The 18,549-nt window shown below is 43.4% G+C and carries 16 protein-coding genes; 11 read left to right on the forward strand and 5 right to left on the reverse strand.

The window, feature by feature from the left end:
• Nucleotides 1-102: 102 nt before the first annotated feature.
• Nucleotides 103-627 (reverse strand): RNA methyltransferase, encoded by a 525-nt coding sequence (locus tag ACFSJY_RS12960; RefSeq protein WP_386034915.1) that lies wholly within the window; start codon nt 625-627, stop codon nt 103-105.
• Nucleotides 628-1,128: 501 nt separating this feature from the next.
• Here ACFSJY_RS12960 and ACFSJY_RS12965 point away from each other — a divergent pair.
• From ACFSJY_RS12965 to ACFSJY_RS12985, 5 genes are all read left to right on the forward strand, one after another.
• Nucleotides 1,129-1,716, forward strand: coding sequence for a cohesin domain-containing protein (locus ACFSJY_RS12965; protein ID WP_386034917.1), 588 nt, complete (start codon nt 1,129-1,131; stop codon nt 1,714-1,716).
• A 115-nt stretch (nt 1,717-1,831) separates the two neighbouring features.
• Complete coding sequence (locus tag ACFSJY_RS12970; RefSeq protein ID WP_386034919.1) at nt 1,832-5,635, forward strand: M4 family metallopeptidase; 3,804 nt, start codon at nt 1,832-1,834, stop codon at nt 5,633-5,635.
• Between the two features lie 138 nt (nt 5,636-5,773).
• Nucleotides 5,774-6,178 (forward strand): hypothetical protein, encoded by a 405-nt coding sequence (locus tag ACFSJY_RS12975; RefSeq protein ID WP_386034921.1) that lies wholly within the window; start codon nt 5,774-5,776, stop codon nt 6,176-6,178.
• 133 nt (nt 6,179-6,311) lie between these two features.
• Entirely contained in the window at nt 6,312-7,067 is a 756-nt protein-coding gene (locus ACFSJY_RS12980) for a substrate-binding periplasmic protein (protein ID WP_386034923.1), read from the forward strand.
• An 80-nt stretch (nt 7,068-7,147) separates the two neighbouring features.
• Entirely contained in the window at nt 7,148-7,564 is a 417-nt protein-coding gene (locus ACFSJY_RS12985) for a VOC family protein (protein ID WP_386034925.1), read from the forward strand.
• Between the two features lie 145 nt (nt 7,565-7,709).
• Here the strand turns inward: ACFSJY_RS12985 and ACFSJY_RS12990 are convergent, their stop codons facing one another.
• Nucleotides 7,710-8,834 carry a pyridoxal-phosphate-dependent aminotransferase family protein gene (locus ACFSJY_RS12990; RefSeq protein WP_386034927.1) on the reverse strand — a complete coding sequence of 375 codons (1,125 nt, stop codon included), beginning with the start codon at nt 8,832-8,834 and terminating at the stop codon, nt 7,710-7,712.
• A 200-nt stretch (nt 8,835-9,034) separates the two neighbouring features.
• On the opposite strand from ACFSJY_RS12990, the gene ACFSJY_RS12995 reads away from it, so the two are divergent.
• Both ACFSJY_RS12995 and ACFSJY_RS13000 read left to right on the forward strand, forming a co-directional pair.
• Entirely contained in the window at nt 9,035-10,354 is a 1,320-nt protein-coding gene (locus tag ACFSJY_RS12995; protein ID WP_386034929.1) for a M28 family metallopeptidase, read from the forward strand.
• Nucleotides 10,354-11,394: a 2-dehydropantoate 2-reductase gene (locus tag ACFSJY_RS13000; protein ID WP_386034931.1), complete on the forward strand. Its 1,041-nt coding sequence runs from the start codon at nt 10,354-10,356 to the stop codon at nt 11,392-11,394. Before ACFSJY_RS12995 ends, ACFSJY_RS13000 begins: the two co-directional genes overlap by 1 nt.
• On the opposite strand, the gene ACFSJY_RS13005 is transcribed toward ACFSJY_RS13000, so the two are convergent.
• Entirely contained in the window at nt 11,375-11,824 is a 450-nt protein-coding gene (locus tag ACFSJY_RS13005; protein WP_386034933.1) for a GNAT family N-acetyltransferase, read from the reverse strand. The genes ACFSJY_RS13000 and ACFSJY_RS13005 overlap by 20 nt on opposite strands.
• 224 nt (nt 11,825-12,048) lie before the next feature.
• Here ACFSJY_RS13005 and ACFSJY_RS13010 point away from each other — a divergent pair, with 224 nt between their 5' ends.
• The 4 genes from ACFSJY_RS13010 to ACFSJY_RS13025 all read left to right on the forward strand — a co-directional run bounded on the left by ACFSJY_RS13010 (nt 12,049) and on the right by ACFSJY_RS13025 (nt 15,371).
• Nucleotides 12,049-13,899, forward strand: coding sequence for a DUF885 domain-containing protein (locus tag ACFSJY_RS13010; protein ID WP_386034935.1), 1,851 nt, complete (start codon nt 12,049-12,051; stop codon nt 13,897-13,899).
• A gap of 120 nt (nt 13,900-14,019) precedes the next feature.
• Nucleotides 14,020-14,622 (forward strand): AAA family ATPase, encoded by a 603-nt coding sequence (locus tag ACFSJY_RS13015; RefSeq protein ID WP_386034937.1) that lies wholly within the window; start codon nt 14,020-14,022, stop codon nt 14,620-14,622.
• A 39-nt stretch (nt 14,623-14,661) separates the two neighbouring features.
• The gene (locus tag ACFSJY_RS13020; RefSeq protein ID WP_386034939.1) at nt 14,662-15,141 is read left to right on the forward strand and encodes a GNAT family N-acetyltransferase; all 480 of its coding nucleotides are present in this window, start codon (nt 14,662-14,664) and stop codon (nt 15,139-15,141) included.
• A 44-nt stretch (nt 15,142-15,185) separates the two neighbouring features.
• Complete coding sequence (locus tag ACFSJY_RS13025; protein WP_386034941.1) at nt 15,186-15,371, forward strand: DUF2986 domain-containing protein; 186 nt, start codon at nt 15,186-15,188, stop codon at nt 15,369-15,371.
• 329 nt (nt 15,372-15,700) lie between these two features.
• Here the strand turns inward: ACFSJY_RS13025 and ACFSJY_RS13030 are convergent, their stop codons facing one another.
• Both ACFSJY_RS13030 and ACFSJY_RS13035 read right to left on the reverse strand, forming a co-directional pair.
• Nucleotides 15,701-17,923 (reverse strand): xanthine dehydrogenase family protein molybdopterin-binding subunit, encoded by a 2,223-nt coding sequence (locus tag ACFSJY_RS13030; protein WP_386034943.1) that lies wholly within the window; start codon nt 17,921-17,923, stop codon nt 15,701-15,703.
• A complete protein-coding gene (locus ACFSJY_RS13035; RefSeq protein ID WP_386034945.1) occupies nt 17,920-18,543 on the reverse strand; it encodes a (2Fe-2S)-binding protein in 624 nt (207 codons plus the stop codon). The genes ACFSJY_RS13030 and ACFSJY_RS13035 overlap by 4 nt, the downstream gene beginning before the upstream one ends.
• Between the last annotated feature and the right edge of the window lie 6 nt (nt 18,544-18,549).

Here is an 18,549-nt window from a genome sequence, read left to right on the forward strand (position 1 = left end):
TGATAAGAACTTAAACCACTCCAATACATTTTGAAAGTGACTTTACTCGACATTTAGTATTTAAGACGTGTTTATCGCACTATACTTTTGCGCACATAAAGATCAACAATGTTTTACTTTCAAGCGGTTATTTGTATCACGGCTATTCTTAATTAACTCATCACCTTGATTGACGACTGGCGATTTCGCGAGTCTATCATATAGGACTACATTGGCTGTTGCAGCCAAGTTTAAACAGTCTGTTGTTGGCACATAAACCACATGATCTGCTTGGTCAATAATGTCTTGGCTAATAGAGCCGTCTTCGGGGCCAAAAATGTACAATGCTTCTTCCGGGTGCACAAACTCTGTCAATGATGTTGCACCGAGACAAAGCTCCACACAAACCACTTTCATGTTTGTCGTCTTTTTACTGAGTAAACATTCGACTTGAGTCAATGGAATGCGATTTCTAGATTTGTGCGTATCGGTATTGGTTTTTACTTCATATTGAGCAGCTCGGGCATAGCGAGTTCCGGTATATAAGACTTCGTTAGCGTTAAAACAGCCTGCTGCACGCATTACGGTGCCAACATTGCTTGGCCCTTTGGGATTAACTAGACCAATAATTACGTGTGATTCACTCATATTAAGCTATAGGTATTTAACCTTCATTTAGTTTTGCCGGCTAGCATACGTTAAATATTGTTCGGTTCAACCAAATCTTTAAGGTTCCCACTCAACACGTTACAACAGGCAGTATGAGCTCTAAAAATGTAAGGCTGCAGCGCATTAAAACTCGGCGATATTGCAGCGAAAGTTTCTGAATCAGACAAGTTAAAAACATTCTGCTACGCAGAAGATTTCAGGCATATAGTTAAATGACTTCTGTACGCTTCACATATTTTAAAGAATAAATTTACACATAAATGGCGAGCTTAGTATCGCGTGTCTATACTCAATTGGATCATGATGTGTAAGTTTGAAACATGTTTCATTCTTACTTACAAAAATGATCGTTAGATGGAGCTAAAAATCATAACTCGATGTAAATCAATATATTTTTAGGCAGTACAAATATGGATGAGTAATGGTCTGAAACAAAGTTTCCATCACTACTAAAAATACTAACAAATAAAGGAATTATTTATGAAAAAAGTAGTATTCCCTCTCCTCCTTATGTTCAGTTTACTGTTCGCAAATGTATCAAAAGCCAACGTCATTTTGACGCTCGATACCCCCGCACAAGATGCAGCATTGGGTGATTTGGTCGCTGTGAGCCTTATGATTGATGGCTTAGGTGACGGTGTCCCCTTATCACTGTCTTCATTTGATGTGAACATTGCTTTTGACAGCAGTTCTTTATCATTTGCTGGCTATAACCTGTTTGGCGGCCTGGGTAACTTAGATTTTTTTGAGGCCTTTGACACAAGTTTTGGTGATCTGGGCGGTGGTCTTGTCAATATTTCGGAGATTAGTTTTCTGTCTAATGTTGACTTATGGAGCTTTCAACCAGGTAGCTTTGCTTTAGCTGAGCTATTTTTTACTGTTGACGCTGTTCCATCGGCAAGCAACGTCTCAATAGACGGTGCTGTACTGTTTGACGTCAACGGAGATCTAATCAACATAACAGGCGTTAATAACACCTCTATTACAGCGGTTCCTAACCCAGCTATGTCCATGCTAATGGGGCTTGGCTTGCTCGTTTTACTCACTAGGAAAAAGATGGGGCACTAGCACCTCACAAACAAACATTATAGTAAGAATACTATAAACCTCCCTTTAAGATTGCAGTCGTTGTTTAGAGAGTTTTGGGATTTATACATTTCAAATTCTATATAAGGAAATTCGCATGCAACACGTTGTAAAACTTGCAGTAATAGTGTGTTTAACCTTAAACACATCTATGGCTTTCGCCGAAAAAACCAAAGGGGCTCAAAAGCTCATTGCCGACACCAATGGTCGCGCAAAAATCACGACAGACAAGGCCTCTGGCTTGGCTAAATTTATTCGTTTAACACCAAATTCACAGCTAGGGCCAGTTAAGTCACAACCGAAAAACCAAACTCGGAGTAAAAGTACTGTTGTACACGCAGCAGAAACGCAATCTGTTTCATTCCTTAAGGAATACGGCAGCGCGTTTGGCATAAGTAACGTCGATACTGAATTGACGTTAGTACAAACCAACCAAGATAAGCTCGGTTCTTCACACAGTATTTTTAAGCAAAACTACAAAGGCATTCCCGTATTCGCTGGGGAATTACGAGCTCACTTTAATCGCAACGGCGAAATGATAGCGGTCAACGGTAATTTCATCGCTGACATTAAAGTGACCACCAAGCCGGTTATTACGTCAGAGCAAGCTGCCAATATTGCGTTTCGCAAGGTGGAGCAAGATCCAACGAAGGACGTAGTAACAGACCAAAGAAACAAAGAGGAAAAGCTAGGTACACCAGAAGCTTTATTCTCTAACTCGGTAACACTTATGGTGTTTAGAGCAGGTCTTATTAAAGGCACACCAGGTAGAGACCACCTTACCTATGAAGTTGAAGTCGTAAATAGCGTAGGTAACGTCAGAGAATTTGTTTATGTTGATGCAATCAATGGCGACATTGTGGACCAAATTACCGGTATTCATGATGCACTTGATAGACGTGCCTTTGATGCCGAAGGAGCACCTCACCCTGGTCCAAATTATGACACCAACCCATTTTGGGTAGAAGGTGATCCCCTCCCTACTTCAAGCACTGAAGCCGACAATATGATTTACGCTTCTGCTGAAACCTACTCGCTTTTCGACTTGGCGTTTGGCAGAGATTCATTTGACGGTGCAGGAGCGACGATGGATGCGATTTTCAATCGCGGTGACTCTTGTCCAAATGCATCTTGGAACGGCGTTTATATTTCATTCTGTCCTGGTGTTACCAGTGATGATGTAACGGCACATGAATGGGCTCACGCATATACGCAGTATACAAATAACCTCATCTACCAATGGCAGTCAGGTGCGTTGAATGAAGCCTATTCAGACATTTGGGGTGAAGTTGTTGATTTGCTTAATGGCCGTGATGACTTAAATGCGCCAGACAGTTTGCGCAGTGATGGTAGCTGTTCAATTCAAGGTAACGGTACCCCTAGCGTTGACAACAGCGTTCGCTGGTTAATGGGTGAAGATACGTCTGGTTTTGGTGGTGCTATTCGCGATATGTGGAACCCTACTTGTTATGGCCATCCGGGTAAGGTCACTGACAACGAATATTGGTGTGGTACAGGTGACAATGGTGGTGTTCATATTAATTCAGGTGTTCCCAATCATGCATTTGCTCTAATGGTCGATGGTGGCACTTATAATGGTGTCACTGCCGCCGGTTTAGGTCTTGTAAAATCAGCCCATATTCATTGGGCAGCACAAAATATTTTAACCCCGTCTAGCAACTTTATCGATCATGCCGATGCACTTGAAACAGCGTGTAGCGCACTTGTGGGCGTTAATCTAAGTGGCTTAGAGGATGGTTTACCAACAGGCGAAATCATTTCAGTCGCTGACTGTGGACAAGTGACCGACATTATCGCTGCAGTAGAGCTAAGAACGCCACCAACGCAATGTGGTTTCGAACCATTACTCTCTGCGGATGCGCCAGCGCTTTGTGAAGCTAAAGGCCAAGTCCAAACATTCTTTAGTGAAGATTTCGAAACGAATGCTATTCCGTCTGGTTGGACTGCAAGTTCACACGACGTTGCTAATCCATCCACCTTTGATAGTCCTGGCTGGTCAGTCATTGATAACCTACCTTTCGGTGCAAACGGTAATTATGCGGCATTTGCGCCTAACCTAATTGCTGGTAACTGTGGCGCCGATACAGAAGCCGGTGTAATCAACTTAGACAGCCCAGTCATTGAACTTCCTGAAGGTGTTGTACCAAATGTCGCGTTCGACCACTGGGTGGCTACAGAAACAGGCTGGGACGGCGGTAACCTCAAAGTCAGTGTGAATGGTGGTCCGTTCGTATTAGTACCAGCATCAGCCTACACCTTTAATAGCTACAATGGTGTCGTCAATAACAGTGATAATCCACTATCAGGTGAACAAGCCTTTACTGGCACCGATGGTGGCAGTGTGAGTGGTAGCTGGGGCCAATCTCAAGTTAACTTATATGGTTTAGCACTTCCAGGTGACAGCGTTCAGCTGCGTTTTGATTTTGGAACCGATGGCTGTAATGGTGTTGCTGGCTGGTACGTTGACAATGTAGAAGCCTACTCTTGTTCAGCTGAACCACTACCCATTTGTGGCGATGGAGAGTTAAATGCTGCTGAGATGTGTGATGATGGCAACCAAGTATCTGGCGATGGATGTTCTGCAAGTTGTCAGGTAGAAAGTGGCTTCTCATGTTCGGTACCAACTAGCCCAACCAACAGCACAAATGTTGTAGGTGATTGGAGCTTTGAAGCAGGCGTTCCTAACCCTAACTGGCAACCAAGTTCAACATTTACCGGCCTAGAAGGCTTCCCTATTTGTGGCCCTGGCAATGGTTGTCCTGCAGTTCCAACTAAATCGGGCAGCTGGGTTGTATGGATAGGTGGTTTGCCTAACGGCGTCACCAGTTATGTGACCCAAGAGGTAACTATACCACCTGCAGCTACAGAATTGACTGTAAACACCTTACGCGGTCTGTGTGACGCACCAGATGACTTTATTGAAGTCACTATTGATGGAAATGTTATTGGCACCGTGGTTTGTGACACAACAGAAGGAAGCTACGTTGAGCAGTCTTTCCCTGTTTCCCCTTATAATGACGGCCAAGTTCATACCTTAGCTATAGGTGGAACAGTAGGCGGTACCAACGGTACTCACTCAAACTTCTTTGTTGATGACGTTGCTATAGAAGACAATACACCGAAGCCTGGTATGCCTAGTGTCTGTACCCCTGTCGCCTCTGAAATAGCGTGTAATGCCGAGCCTGTTGGATTTGACGATGGTCTGTCACCAGACTGGACAGTGATTGACAATGCAGGAACAGGCATTGTGTGGTCGAATGTTGCAGGTTCAGGTATTGGTGGAAACTACACGGGTGGTGATGGTGATGCAGCTACAGCAAATAGTGATGCTACACCGGGTGAATTCGATACTGAATTACACTCAAACTCATTTAGCCTAGCCGGCTGGGATGGCGTTACATTGCAATACCTTGTTGATTACCAGAATCTAGCAGCGTCAGATTTCTTAAATCTCGACATCAGTACAGATGGTGGCAACAACTGGACCAATGTACTAAGTTGGAATGAAGATCACCCTGCTGGCGGCTTGTTCAATACGAACGGAGAAATAGTCTCTGTCGACTTATCTCATTTCTCCGGTGCTGATGACGTGAAACTTCGTTGGCATTACTTTGATCCAAATACAGGCGATTGGGATTGGTATGCACAAATTGACGATGTATCACTTACTTGTGATAACGAGCCACAAGTGCAGCGATGTGATGTTAATCTAGATACCTTTGTTGATAGAATTGATATTGGCCTCATCAGTGCGGCACGTAATCAGCCTGCACAACCAGGAGACCCTCGCGATTACGACGAAGATGGCATTATTAGCTTAGCGGACGCTCGCCAATGTGTTCAGCTTTGTACATTGCCAGGTTGTGCACCACAGCCGTAACGCTAGTCCATTTTCACTAGCATGTTAGTATCGTAAGCTCGGCAAATGCCGAGCTTACTTTTTGGTGGTCAACAGAGAGAATATTATATGTTTGGTTTTAGGTTTCTTTACATCGCCTGTATTTTACTCACGGGTTGCATGACTAGCAGCCCCTCTCAAAGTGCAACAAAAGCTCCCTCACAACCTTTACCGGACGCAAAAATTAATGGCTCTAGTTATGCCTCTACTTCCTCATCAACCCTTACCTTCATGGCATCAGAAACGGCTCAGTTTGAATCGCTAACGCTCAGTGTCGTAAATATTGAAGATTCCAGGTGCCCTACAGGCACTGCATGTATTTGGGCAGGGCAAATGATTGTTACCCTTGCAGTTAACAATGAACTTAACGAAAAACGACAAATAGATTTATTGACGAAGCGAGAACCTAAACCAATATCTGCACTCGGCTACACATTTTCCCTGCTAGACATTACTCCTTATCCTAAAGAAGGCCAAAGCATCCAACGTAGCGATCAAAAAGTTACGCTACATATTGAGAAGTAGCTTATTGATATTGATTAATTTTTGCTGAAAGTCTTATCCAAAGAGTTTACAGTAAACATTCGCTATAGATGAGTTATGAATTGAGTTAAAAGGTTCTACTACTCTATTACATTCCCTTTAGGTAGGTTTTGTATTGAAACATTGCATCGGCAAGTTATTTATCATTGTTTCCCTCGTTTTTCATATCAGCAGTTTCGCACATACGTGTGAAAAAACACTTACGGTGAGTGCCGCAACCAACTGGCCACCACTATCCTCTTTAGAAAACAACAGATACCAAGGGCTAGATATTGAAATTTTGGAATACGTTTTAACGAAAGCTCACTATTGTTGGACGTATGTTGCGTATCCTTCATCGAGCCGAGCATTTAACGAGCTAAGCAAAGGTCATGTCGATGTGATATTTGCTGCTAGCTACAATGAAAAGCGTGCATCTTATGCCAAATTCACGACGCCGTATCGATATGAAATTATGCAGCTGTTCACACATGCAGATATAGCCGAGAATGCGCCGCTTTCAAAACAAAGCACCATCGCCATCAATCGAGGCAGTTATTACGGTGCAAATTTTGAGAAATATAGAGCCGAATGCCCGTCCTGTGTTGTAGAAACCAACTTAGTTTCCGAAAGACTTAACTTAGTAAAACTAAAAAGAGTGGATTTTGCAGTTGAAGAATTGCTTTCAGGTAACCATCTTATAAACAAACAAGGCATTTCAGCGCTGGTAAGAGCAACAAATACCACGGTGAACAGCAATCCTGTTCACTTGATGCTTAATCCTCAAATATTTAATGAGGAAGAACTGGCAAAACTAAATCGCGCCATTGAACAAAGCGATTCAAAAATAGTAGAACTGGTTGAAAAATATCACAACCAAAGTCTGCGATAGAAAACATCATTCCGACAGTGTCGGAATTAGCTATATTTTTTAAGCTAGCAAGCTTATGAAGAAATGAATCAGAGGGCATTATGAAACTTTTACACACTATGGTTCGCGTACTCGATGTTGACGCGTCTCTACACTTTTACTGTGATTTATTGGGATTAGAGCAGACCTCTCGCCGAGATTTCGAAGAAGGTCGTTTTTCATTGATTTTTTTGAAAGCACCACAAAGTGAACACGAAATAGAGTTAACCTGGAACTGGGATCAAAAGGAAGCTTATACGGATGGTCGTAATTTTGGCCATATTGCTATGCGAGTAGAGAACATCTATGAAACGTGCCAAAAGCTTATGGATGCTGGCGTTGTAATAAATCGTCCACCACGCGACGGTCACATGGCATTTGTTCGTTCTCCCGATGGCATCTCTATCGAGCTGCTGCAAGAAGGTTACCTGGAACCACAAGAACCTTGGAAAAGCATGGAAAACACTGGTAGCTGGTAGCTGGTAGCTGGTAGCTGGTAGCCTAAAATTTTCAGGCTTAAACAAAGCTAGTGTAAAAAGGAAGCATACGCTTCCTTTTTTAATGCAATAAAAGCTATTGCTATGGTTAGTTCATCGAAGCTTGGGCATTAATGCAGCGCAAATTTTACGTATTCTGCATCGCTTCTTGTAACGCGGTTAAACATAGCGCCACATTCTCTTTTCTTGCTGCATAACCCATTAATCCAATACGCCATGCTTTCCCAGCAAATTGCCCTAATCCCGCACCAATCTCTAAATTAAACTCATTAAGCAAATAACTGCGTATTTTCGCATCGTCAAATTGCTCAGGAATAGTAACCGCATTTAACTGTGGCAAGCGCTCAGCTGCTGGAACGATAAAGTGAAGATCTAACGCTTCAAGACCTGTCGCTAACAGATCATGCATACGCTGATGCCGACGCCAGCTATTTTCTAAACCTTCTTGGTGAAGCATCACTAGCGATTCATGCAGCGCATATAGAGAGTTTACTGGCGCCGTATGGTGGTATGCGCGTTTTCCGTCGCCAGACCAATATCCCATCACCAAAGATTGATCCAAAAACCAACTTTGAACCGGCACATTTCTCGCTTTTAATTTATCAATGGCCTTGTCGCTGAAACTAATTGGCGAGATACCTGGTACACACGACAAGCATTTTTGACTACCAGAATAAATCGCGTCTATTCCCCACTCATCAACTTTTAATTCAATACCACCAAGTGACGTTACTGCATCAACAATTGTTAAACAGTCATACTGTTGGGCGATTTGGCATAATGTCTTAGCATCTGATTTAGCACCTGTTGATGTTTCCGCATGCACAAAAGCAACAACCGTCGCATCACTGTGTTGCTTTAACGCATCTTCCAATTGCTGTGGGTCAACCGCTCTGCCCCACTCACCATCAACCACTACCAGCTCTGCGCCAATGCGTTGCACGTTTTCTATCATGCGGGCGCCAAACACACCGTTGCGGCAAACAACCACTTTGTCTTCTGCAGATACTAAATTCACAAAACACGCTTCCATACCGGCTGAGCCTGGTGCGGATAAAGCGATAGTATATTCATTCTGTGTTTGAAAAGCGTATTGAAGGAGACCTTTAACCTCATCCATCATGGTAATGAATTGCGGATCCAAATGGCCGATGGTTGGTCTTGCCAAAGCAGACAATACGCGCGCGCTAACGTCTGACGGACCTGGTCCCATTAGCGTGCGCTGTGGTGGAATAAATGAAGAATAGCTCATATCAGTTTCTCTTAAGCTTTGTGGCTATTAGCGTTTTAGCGAACTCTACCATGAAGACAATCATCACATAAATTAATCATAGCTATACAAGCTATCAACCAAATTTATACTAAATATCAGAATAATTGCGCTCACCTCTTGTCGGCTACCCGCAAAATAAGGACAATGGCATTATCTACAGGAAGAGAAAAGAATAATAAATGCGTAAACGTTCACTCGTCTCTTTTATCGCTGCCCAGTGTATTGCAATGTCCGCTGTCGCAGCCACTATCCCGCTTAAATCCATTGAACAAGATATCACTGTCCTCGCTGGTGATGAATTCAAAGGTCGTAAAGTATACACACCTGAATTAGATCTCGCTGCTGACTACATCGCCAGCCGCTTTAAATCTATTGGGTTGAAACCGTTTAAAGGAAGTTTCAAACAAAACTTTTCTATTTTCTTTATTACGCCTTCTAACGCCACATTAAAAATTAATGGCGTTGATATTGCGCCTGAAAAAATTGCGTTGGCAACAACCAGCAGAAGCTTTGACTGGGATGAAGAAAGTGATGTTACACAACACCTTGTTGGAGAAAATGACGACTTACGTAAAGTCCTCGCAAAATTAAACCTGCAAGGCGGTGACCACTTTGTTGTCGTGCACCACAAGCATGAAGAATTGTTCAAACGCTACAAGCAACATTTCGAACGCGGTTTAACCAAACTTGACGACGGTAACACTGGTACAGTGATGATGGCACTGAACAACAGTAGCACGGTCAAGAATTTTAGCGCACACGGCCAATCAAGCATTTCTAATAAAGCGCTGTCGAACGTGGTTGGTGTTCTACCTGGTGCAACCAAACCGCAAGATGTCGTGCTTTACACGGCACACTATGATCACTTGGGCACAAAACTTACCAAAGGTCAGACTGAAGACGGCGACATTATTTATAACGGCGCTGACGACAATGCTTCAGGCGTTGCTGGTGTGATTAACCTTGCACAATATTTTGCGCAAAAGCGCAACAACGCTCGCACATTAATGTTTGTTGCATTCACAGCGGAAGAAGTGGGCGGTTATGGCTCTAAATATTTTTCAGACCACGTACCGGCAGACAATGTTACCGCTATGGTTAACTTAGAAATGATTGGCAAAGAGTCTAAGTTTGGCCCAGGGAAGCTTTGGATGACAGGTAAAGAGCGCTCCTCACTTGGCGACATTATGAACCAAGCTCTAAGAGGTAAAGCGAGTCCGATTCAGCCAGATCCTTACCCATTACAGCGACTATTTTATCGCTCTGACAATGCGACACTTGCACGTTTAGGCGTACCTGCTCATAGCTTTAGTACAGTACAGCTTGAAACTGACAGGCACTACCATTCAGTCACTGATGAAGCAGGTACCATTAATCTGACATCGTTAAAGCAAGTGCTGGAAACACTTGCTGAAGGCTCTCAAACACTCGTGAACGGCACGGCAACGCCTACGCGTGTTGACACCAGTAAGGTTACCGCAGACGGTAAAATTTTCTAATGTCGTCACTCCCCAGTGTTGGCATATTAGGCGCGGGATGTATCGGTAGCTATTTAGCTGGTGCCCTGCTTCCCGCCTATAAAAGTGAACCTAATAAGTTGTCGATTTTTGTCAGAGACCGTCAGCTAGCAAATATCGCTCAGCACGGTTTAAAAGTGACTGACTACAACGGTTTCGAGTCGAATACCGCAGAAAACATTTCTGCACTTACAACCAATAACACAACACTCACAGAACTGTCGCTAGATGTTTTGCTAGTGACCGTTAAATGCACAGCTGTGTCTTCATCAGTTGATGACATAAAACAAGTGGTAAGCCCAAACACAATTATCGTTGCCTTACAAAACGGCATTGGCAGTGAGAATGCAATTAAAGACGCATTGCCCAACCATACAGTAATTACGGGCATTGTCGGCTTCAATGTTACCGAAGAAGCCCCAGGACATTTTCATCGAGGTACAGAGGGTGAAGTAATCATTGAAGCTCATGAAAGAGAAGATTTAGCAACGCTGGTACGCTTGTTTAACCAGCATCATGTGCCTGCAGAACTTCGAAGCAATTTTGAACAAGTGCGCTGGGGAAAACTCTTACTAAACCTCAACAATGCGGTTAATGCCCTTGCCGACGTTCCACTGAAAAAGCAGCTGAGCGACCGCGGCTATCGCCGAGTACTTGCCAACTTAATGCAAGAAACACTCACCATACTCAAACACGCTAGAATCAAGCCTGCAAAACTGACCAAAGTGTCGCCCAATATCGTACCGCTGATCTTAAAGTCTCCCAATTGGCTTTTTACGCGTATTGCTAACCAAATGTTGGCTATTGATCCCTTAGCGCGATCGTCGATGTGGTACGACGTATCGAACAATAAAATGACCGAAGTTGATTATATCAATGGCGCCGTGGTTACCTTAGCAAAAGAGTTGGGTCTTGAAGCACCGTTAAACGCGCATATTGTTGATACGATTAAGGAGGTTGAAAAATTAAACCAAGGCAGCCCTGGTTTGTTGCCAGCTGAACTTACGCCGTCCAGCGCATAAAATGTTGCAGGTCGTCTGATTGCTCGACCGTAAAACCATGATTAAGATATAACTGTTTAGCGGGGTTTTCCAACAGTACATTCAGCGTCAAGTCTACACCTTTTTCTACTGCTTTCTTCTTACATAAATCGATCACTTGCCCGCCAATTCCCTTGCCTTGGCATTCAGGTAGGATCTGAAATTGACGAATATGTAACGCCAGATTCTCAATGCCTAGTTTGATTACACCTACAACATGGTCATCCACTTTGATGAGAAAACTTTGTTCAAAAAACTCCAATATTCTCGCCTGGTGCTGCAAATCATTCATCACAATGCCAGCTTTCGCTAGGTGCTCATCCATTGTAAGTTTCCTTAAAAACACCAAGAAACCAACATCTTGATAACTGGCTTGTTGAAAGTGAATTTTAGGGGGCTGTGAAGAAGACAACTGAAGCTTCCTTTAGTGAATTTTCCAAGAGAACATTTGAACAGTTTTTACACCAGTTAACGCCACATTGTTACATTATAACAACAGTTAGCTGCACGTTGATTAACTATTTACATGACGAGCACAACCACTTATCGTAGCAAACCTACCATTTATCGACACAGCATTGAAAAGTTTTATCGAAGCAATGCAATATCATTCGGTTAAAATTATAAGGAAGCCGTATGCACATTAATAAATCAATCATCGCATTAGCCATTTCAGGCGCAATTTTAGCGGGTTGTGGCAAAGAAACAACAACGAATACAGCAGCTACTGCAGAGCCAGCTGCGCAGCCAGCACAAGAAGTTAGCGCGCAAACTGAATCGGAAAAAGCGAACGCATTATTCGACCAGATCTTTGATGAAGGTATCGACCGCAGTCCAATGATGCAGACCTTCCTTGGAATCAAAAAAGACTACGACAAGTGGAATGACTTCTCAGAAGAGAATGAATTAAAAGAGCATGAGATTGCTAAAGCTGACCTTAAGCGTATCCAAGCGCTTGACGTGAGCAAGTTAGATAAGCAAACGGCAGTGAGCTACGCCCTTTTCGAGCAAAACTTGAAGCAAGAAATTGAAGACTACAAGTGGCGTCATCACAACTACCCTGTCAACCAAATGTTTGGTTTACACTCGCAAGTACCTGCGATGTTAATCAACCAGCAAAGCATTGCTGATGAGAAAGAAGCCAACGACTATATTTCTCGTGTCAATGGCACAAATAAGCTAATCAACCAACTAATTGAACAGCTTAAAATTCGTGAGCAAAAAGGTATTATCGCTCCTAAATTTGTATTCCCTCATGTTATTCGCGACTCAGGAAACATCATTAAAGGTGCACCTTTCACTGACGGTGAAGACAGCCCAATCCTTGCTGATTTCCGAAAAAAAGTGAACAAGCTTGAACTTGACGATGCGAAAAAAGCGGCACTTATTGCCGACGTTGAAAAAGCGCTTACAGAGCAGCTTCAACCTGCATACCAAGATCTAGTCGCCTACCTAACTGAGTTAGAGAAAAAAGCCGACACGCGTGACGGTGCTTGGAAATTCCCAGAAGGTGAAGCCTTCTTCAACAATGCACTTAACCGCACAACAACCACTGACCTTACGTCGGATCAAATTCATGAAATTGGTTTAAGTGAAGTTGCACGCATTCACGATGAAATGCGTGAAATCATGAAGAAAGTGAACTTTGAAGGCGACTTAGCGGCATTCTTCGAGTTTATGCGCAACGACAAGCAGTTCTACTACAACAGTGACGAAGAAGGTCGTGCACGCTACTTAAAAGAAGCAACCGCCTACATCGATACAATGAAAGAACGCTTAGACGAGTTATTCCTAACGAAACCTAAAGCGGGCTTAATTGTTAAAGCGGTAGAACCATTCCGCGAAAAGTCTGCAGGTAAAGCATTCTACCAGCAGCCAACACCGGACGGTTCACGCCCAGGTATTTACTACGCAAATCTTTACGATATGGAAGCTATGCCGACTTACCAAATGGAAGCACTGGCTTACCATGAAGGTATTCCAGGCCACCACATGGAAATTGCAATGAAGCAAGAACTTGAAGGTATTCCTAAGTTCCGTAAATTCGGTCGCTATACTGCTTACACCGAAGGTTGGGGTTTGTACTCTGAGCTTATCCCTAAAGAAATTGGCTTCTACCAAGACCCATATTCTGATTTCGGTCGCCTGGCGATGGAATTATGGCGTGCGTGTCGCCTGGTAGTTGACACAGGTATCCACGCGAAGAAATGGACACGCGAAAAAGGTATCGAATACTACGTAACTAACACCCCTAACGCGAAATCTGATGCGGTTAAAATGGTAGAGCGTCACGTGGTTATGCCTTCACAAGCAACAGCATACAAAATTGGTATGTTGAAGATTGTTGAGTTACGCGAAATGGCAAAAGAAAAGTTGGGCGACAAGTTCGACATTCGTCAATTCCACAACGTTGTCTTAAGCCAAGGTCCTGTACCGTTGAACGTGCTTGAAGACATGGTTAACGAATACGTAGCGAAAAATAGCTAATCGTAACGTTAAACACAGATTACACGATCTATATCAAAGGCCTCTATTGAGGCCTTTTTTATTATCTAAGCCTTTCAGATTATTGCTAAACTTGTGAAGTAGCCTAGAGTTAATAATGACATGAACAACCTTAATATTAAAAAAAGAATAGTATTAACCGGTGGACCCGGTGGTGGTAAAACAACAGCCATCGATCTCATTCGCCGCGAGTTTGCAGGAAAGCTAGCCATTGTGCCGGAATCTGCCACCATGATGTTTAGTGGCGGTATTGAACGTGCCGAGAATGACAATGTGTTAAAAGCACAGCAAACCGCTATTTTTCACCTGCAGAAACACCTAGAAGACGTGCAGCGTGCCACCTACCCCGAGTGTGTGATCCTTTGCGATCGTGGCTCTCTCGACGGCCTGGCCTATTGGCCGGGCGATGAACAAGACTTTTTCACACATATGGGGACAACGTTAGAAGAAGAGCTTGCTCGTTACGACGCCGTTATTTTCTTTGAAACAGCCGCTAAATCTGGTGAAAGCATTCGCAGCAATAACCCCGTACGAAATGAATCAGAACAAGCAGCGGTCGAATTAGATAATAAGTTGCAAGCGGTGTGGTCTAAACACCCTAACTTTAATCTTGTGGGCAGTTCAGAGTCTTTTATTCGTAAAGTCATGTTCGGGATCATGACCGTCGAAAACGTCATTGGCCAGTACCGCCCCAATAGAAATTAACCCAACAGCGATACCCTTTACGCAAAAAGGAACCAATTTATGTCATTACACATTCGTTCAGCCAACAGAGAAGACGCCCCACTTATTCACCGCTTTATTGTCGAATTAGCGATATATGAAAAAGCAGAACATGAAGTGAAAGCCATGGTTGACGATATCGCAGACTCTATTTTTTCTCATGAGTCGGCCACCCAAGCCTTGATATGTGAGTTTGACAACGAGCCTATTGGATTTGCCGTGTACTTTTTCAATTACTCTACTTGGCTTGGAAGGCATGGCCTATTCCTTGAAGATTTATATGTAACACCCTCACAGCGTGGAATAGGCGCAGGCAAAGCAATACTCAAACATTTAGCGCAAATTGCAGTGTCGAAGAATTGTGGCCGGTTTGAATGGAATGTACTTGACTGGAACACACCAGCCATAAAGTTTTATCAGTCTATCGGCGCTACACCACAAGACGAATGGGTGGGTTACCGCTTAACTGGCGATGCGCTAATAAAACTTGCTGAAAGTTGAATTATTCATGAAAATATCGCGCTCAAATCGCTAAGAGACAGACGATGAACCGTAAAAAGAAAATCAAGCAAGTGCTAACTAAAAAATTAAAAAAGAAGAATGCAAAACTGCACAACAGCAACAAACCGAAATACATCTCCAAAGCCGAGCGCGCTAAATTAGCAGCACAAGAAAGCGATGCGCAAGAAAGCATATCTGAAGAAAACACTTTTCAAGAAACCAAAGAATAATAAGCTAAAGCCGAGTCATCCCGCTTGAATGAGTTGGAGTAAGTTTGGCCTGGCATGGAACGCAAAGCCTCCCTCTGCCATTTCCTATACTCCCCTGCTTATTTAAAGGAAATAAAAAGCACGCTAATTTGGCAAGGCTATAAATATCGTTTTACCGACTCTATTCAGTTGCAAAATAGTACACCTTGCTATTTAGATAACGAAGACTCTCCTTTGCGCAGGAAAAAAGTTTAATCAAACTAAATATTAGATGAATGAGTTCAAACAAGACTTGATAGCTCATTGTCAATTAACTTACTGTGTTTCTCCTTGAAAAATTCTCTCAATAATTAACCCGTGACTTGTACTCTGTCTCTCTCACCTGCCAAAGCGGTTAAATCCCGATAACGTTTACCGGTCAGCGAGAACACTGCGTTCAACACAGCTGGCGCAACCGTCGGTACTGCGATTTCGCCGACGCCACATGGTTCTCTCATTTCAACATCGACGAGTTTGGTATGAATATTTGGCATTTGCTGCATACTCAATAAAGACAGATTATGGAAGTTGCTTTGCTGGCACTTACCTTGTTCAAACGTGACGCCGCCGTGCAATACAGGTGTAAGCCCCCAAGCAATTGAGCCTTCAATTTGCGCTTTAACACTATTTGGGTTTATCACAAGGCCACAATCAGCAACCGTATAAACATCGGTCACGACAATTTGATCATTATCTTTCTTAACTACAGCAACCTGTGCACAAAATGATTTATCGTGAAAAGCGCTTAATGCGATGCCCATTCCTTGGTCTTTAGGGTTATTTTGCCAATTGGAAAATACCTTTATTTCTTGCAATACACGTATGAACATGCGCTGTAAAAACATCACGTTCTTCATGCGTTCCGCTCGGTCTCCTTTATATTGATTTTTAGTTAGCCCTTGAAGAAGTTGAAATCTGTAATCTAACGGGTTTACGTCACATTTTTCTGCTAATTCGTCAATAAAGCACTCACGCGAAAAAACATCTAAATGGGCAACCACAGCTCGCCATGGGCCAGTTTGCACAAAGTGCGGGCGATGGAAGTGACTCTCAATAGACAGCGCTTTATGATCATAAGGAAATGTAATCTCTCCACCGCCCCATTGTTGTGTAGAAACAGCGCTGCAAGAATATTGTTCAATATTTCCGTTTTCATCAAGCTGAGCGTGCATTTCATCAGAGCGCATAGGATGGAATCGGTCATAGTGTATTTCGTCTTCTCGTGTCCATTGAAGCTTGATAGGCATCCCTATTTTTTCTGAAATGGTCGCAGCTTCAATAATAAAGTCTGCATAATAACGTCGACCAAATCCTCCGCCCATATGTAATACGTGTATTTTTATCTGTTCTTTGGCTACCCCAAAGTGTGCAGCCAAATTGGTTGCCGTATGCTGTGGCGATTGAGTGCCAGCCCACACTTCAATTGCACCCTGTTTGTAATCGACAACAGCATTTAGCGGCTCCATCAGCGCATGGGGTAAAAGCGGACTATGGTATGCTGCATGAATAGTGTTTTGAGAACTAGCTATATGATTTGGCTCATAATTAAGACTTCGTACTCTTATATGGTCATTTTTATTGTGGAGAGTTCGCAACGTTTCCGCTAACTTTGATGAGCTCGCGTCCTCTGCATAACCCTGTTTCCAAGAGACTGATAGCCTCTTAATCGCGCGTAAACATGCCCAAGTTGAGGTACCTACAACAACAATTCCGCCAAGGATACCGGTATCAAACAACCCAGATTTGATTTCTGTATCAAGCGCATAAACATCAATAACACCCTCGATTTTCATAGCTTGCGAGGCGTCAAACACATCAACACTAGCCCCGAGTGTAGGAGGGCGAAGAATACTTGCATAAAGCATATTATCTACTTCCATATCAATGCCATACACTAGCTCTCCACGCACGATTTGGTTTACGTTGTTAGTCGGCGTTGACTTTCCTACTAACGAATAGTTGATGCGTGATTTATAAGGCATGTTGTCAATAACATGCGCAGGCAATGTAACATTGGCCGCATCACCAATGAGTTGGGCAAATAACAATGACTTGTTGGTTGATTTTTGATGTACTGCACTGTTTCGACAGATGCAGTCAGCAATATCACAACCAAAACGTTTCGCCGCAGCGATAAGTAGAACCTGTTTTATACTCGCTCCTGCCTTACGCAAGATTGGCCACTCTGAAGGGATAGAGGTGCTGCCTCCCGAGTTTAATCGGCCAAACTCTTCATGCATATTCTCTATCTGACGAGAAAAATTCTGATGAAATACCGATACCGTTGACCAGTCAGCATCTAACTCTTCACAGATAATCATTGCCAGCGCATTCAACACCCCTTGCCCCATCTCCTGTTTATAACTATGGACATGCAGGCTGTTATCGGGATTTATATGGATATAAGGGTATAAATCCATGGTTCCTGACGTGCTTTCATCGCTTTCTTCTGCTAAAGATTGAGGGACATGTATACCGATAAACAAAGCACCCGATGACAAGACACTGAGCTTTAAAAATTGACGGCGTTTCAATGGTTTGTCTCCTGCATATCATTCTGCGGTTGGTCTCGTTCCTCTATAAGCGTGTGTCTCTTGACCAATTGCATCTGCCGTAGCTCCTCTACTTGTAATGCCTTAGCAGACGCGACAGATTTAATGGCCGCTTTAATGCGCAAGTAGGTGCCACAGCGACAAATGTTGACCATGTGGGTGTCGATTTCTTCATCCGTCGGGGTTGGATTACTGGACAGCAATGCACTGGCAGCCATTAATTGCCCCGCTTGGCAATATCCGCACTGTGGCACATCATGTTGAACCCAAGCCTTTTGCAGCGGGTGCAGATCACGGCTAGAATCGCTTAGCCCCTCAATAGTGTTAACAGCATGCCCTGCAGTGTCGGAGATGGGGATCGAACATGCTCTTGCCAGCCTGCCATTGAGATGAACCGAACATGCCCCACATCGGCCAATACCACACCCATACTTTGTGCCTTTCAACCCAAGCTCGTCTCGCAAAATCCAGAGAAGTGGTGTGGTCACATCTTTAGTTTTAAGGACAACCGGTTTGCCGTTTAGCGTAAAGCTGATATTGACTGTTCCTTTCGTTCCTGTATATGCAGAGAGATTCTTTTGTTTACTTGCGTGTTCACCCATTTACAT

This window comes from Thalassotalea euphylliae, from assembly GCF_042682785.1.
GTDB lineage: Bacteria > Pseudomonadota > Gammaproteobacteria > Enterobacterales > Alteromonadaceae > Thalassotalea_F > Thalassotalea_F euphylliae.

What these genes read in the sequence shown, in the direction of transcription:
- ACFSJY_RS12960 (WP_386034915.1), bottom strand. Translation starts at nt 627, where the DNA reads ATGAGTGAATCACACGTAATTATTGGTCTAGTTAATCCCAAAGGGCCA.
- ACFSJY_RS12965 (WP_386034917.1), top strand. Translation starts at nt 1,129, where the DNA reads ATGAAAAAAGTAGTATTCCCTCTCCTCCTTATGTTCAGTTTACTGTTC.
- ACFSJY_RS12970 (WP_386034919.1), top strand. Translation starts at nt 1,832, where the DNA reads ATGCAACACGTTGTAAAACTTGCAGTAATAGTGTGTTTAACCTTAAAC.
- ACFSJY_RS12975 (WP_386034921.1), top strand. Translation starts at nt 5,774, where the DNA reads ATGACTAGCAGCCCCTCTCAAAGTGCAACAAAAGCTCCCTCACAACCT.
- ACFSJY_RS12985 (WP_386034925.1), top strand. Translation starts at nt 7,148, where the DNA reads ATGAAACTTTTACACACTATGGTTCGCGTACTCGATGTTGACGCGTCT.
- ACFSJY_RS12990 (WP_386034927.1), bottom strand. Translation starts at nt 8,834, where the DNA reads ATGAGCTATTCTTCATTTATTCCACCACAGCGCACGCTAATGGGACCA.
- ACFSJY_RS12995 (WP_386034929.1), top strand. Translation starts at nt 9,035, where the DNA reads ATGCGTAAACGTTCACTCGTCTCTTTTATCGCTGCCCAGTGTATTGCA.
- ACFSJY_RS13000 (WP_386034931.1), top strand. Translation starts at nt 10,354, where the DNA reads ATGTCGTCACTCCCCAGTGTTGGCATATTAGGCGCGGGATGTATCGGT.
- ACFSJY_RS13010 (WP_386034935.1), top strand. Translation starts at nt 12,049, where the DNA reads ATGCACATTAATAAATCAATCATCGCATTAGCCATTTCAGGCGCAATT.
- ACFSJY_RS13015 (WP_386034937.1), top strand. Translation starts at nt 14,020, where the DNA reads ATGAACAACCTTAATATTAAAAAAAGAATAGTATTAACCGGTGGACCC.
- ACFSJY_RS13020 (WP_386034939.1), top strand. Translation starts at nt 14,662, where the DNA reads ATGTCATTACACATTCGTTCAGCCAACAGAGAAGACGCCCCACTTATT.
- ACFSJY_RS13025 (WP_386034941.1), top strand. Translation starts at nt 15,186, where the DNA reads ATGAACCGTAAAAAGAAAATCAAGCAAGTGCTAACTAAAAAATTAAAA.
- ACFSJY_RS13035 (WP_386034945.1), bottom strand. Translation starts at nt 18,543, where the DNA reads ATGGGTGAACACGCAAGTAAACAAAAGAATCTCTCTGCATATACAGGA.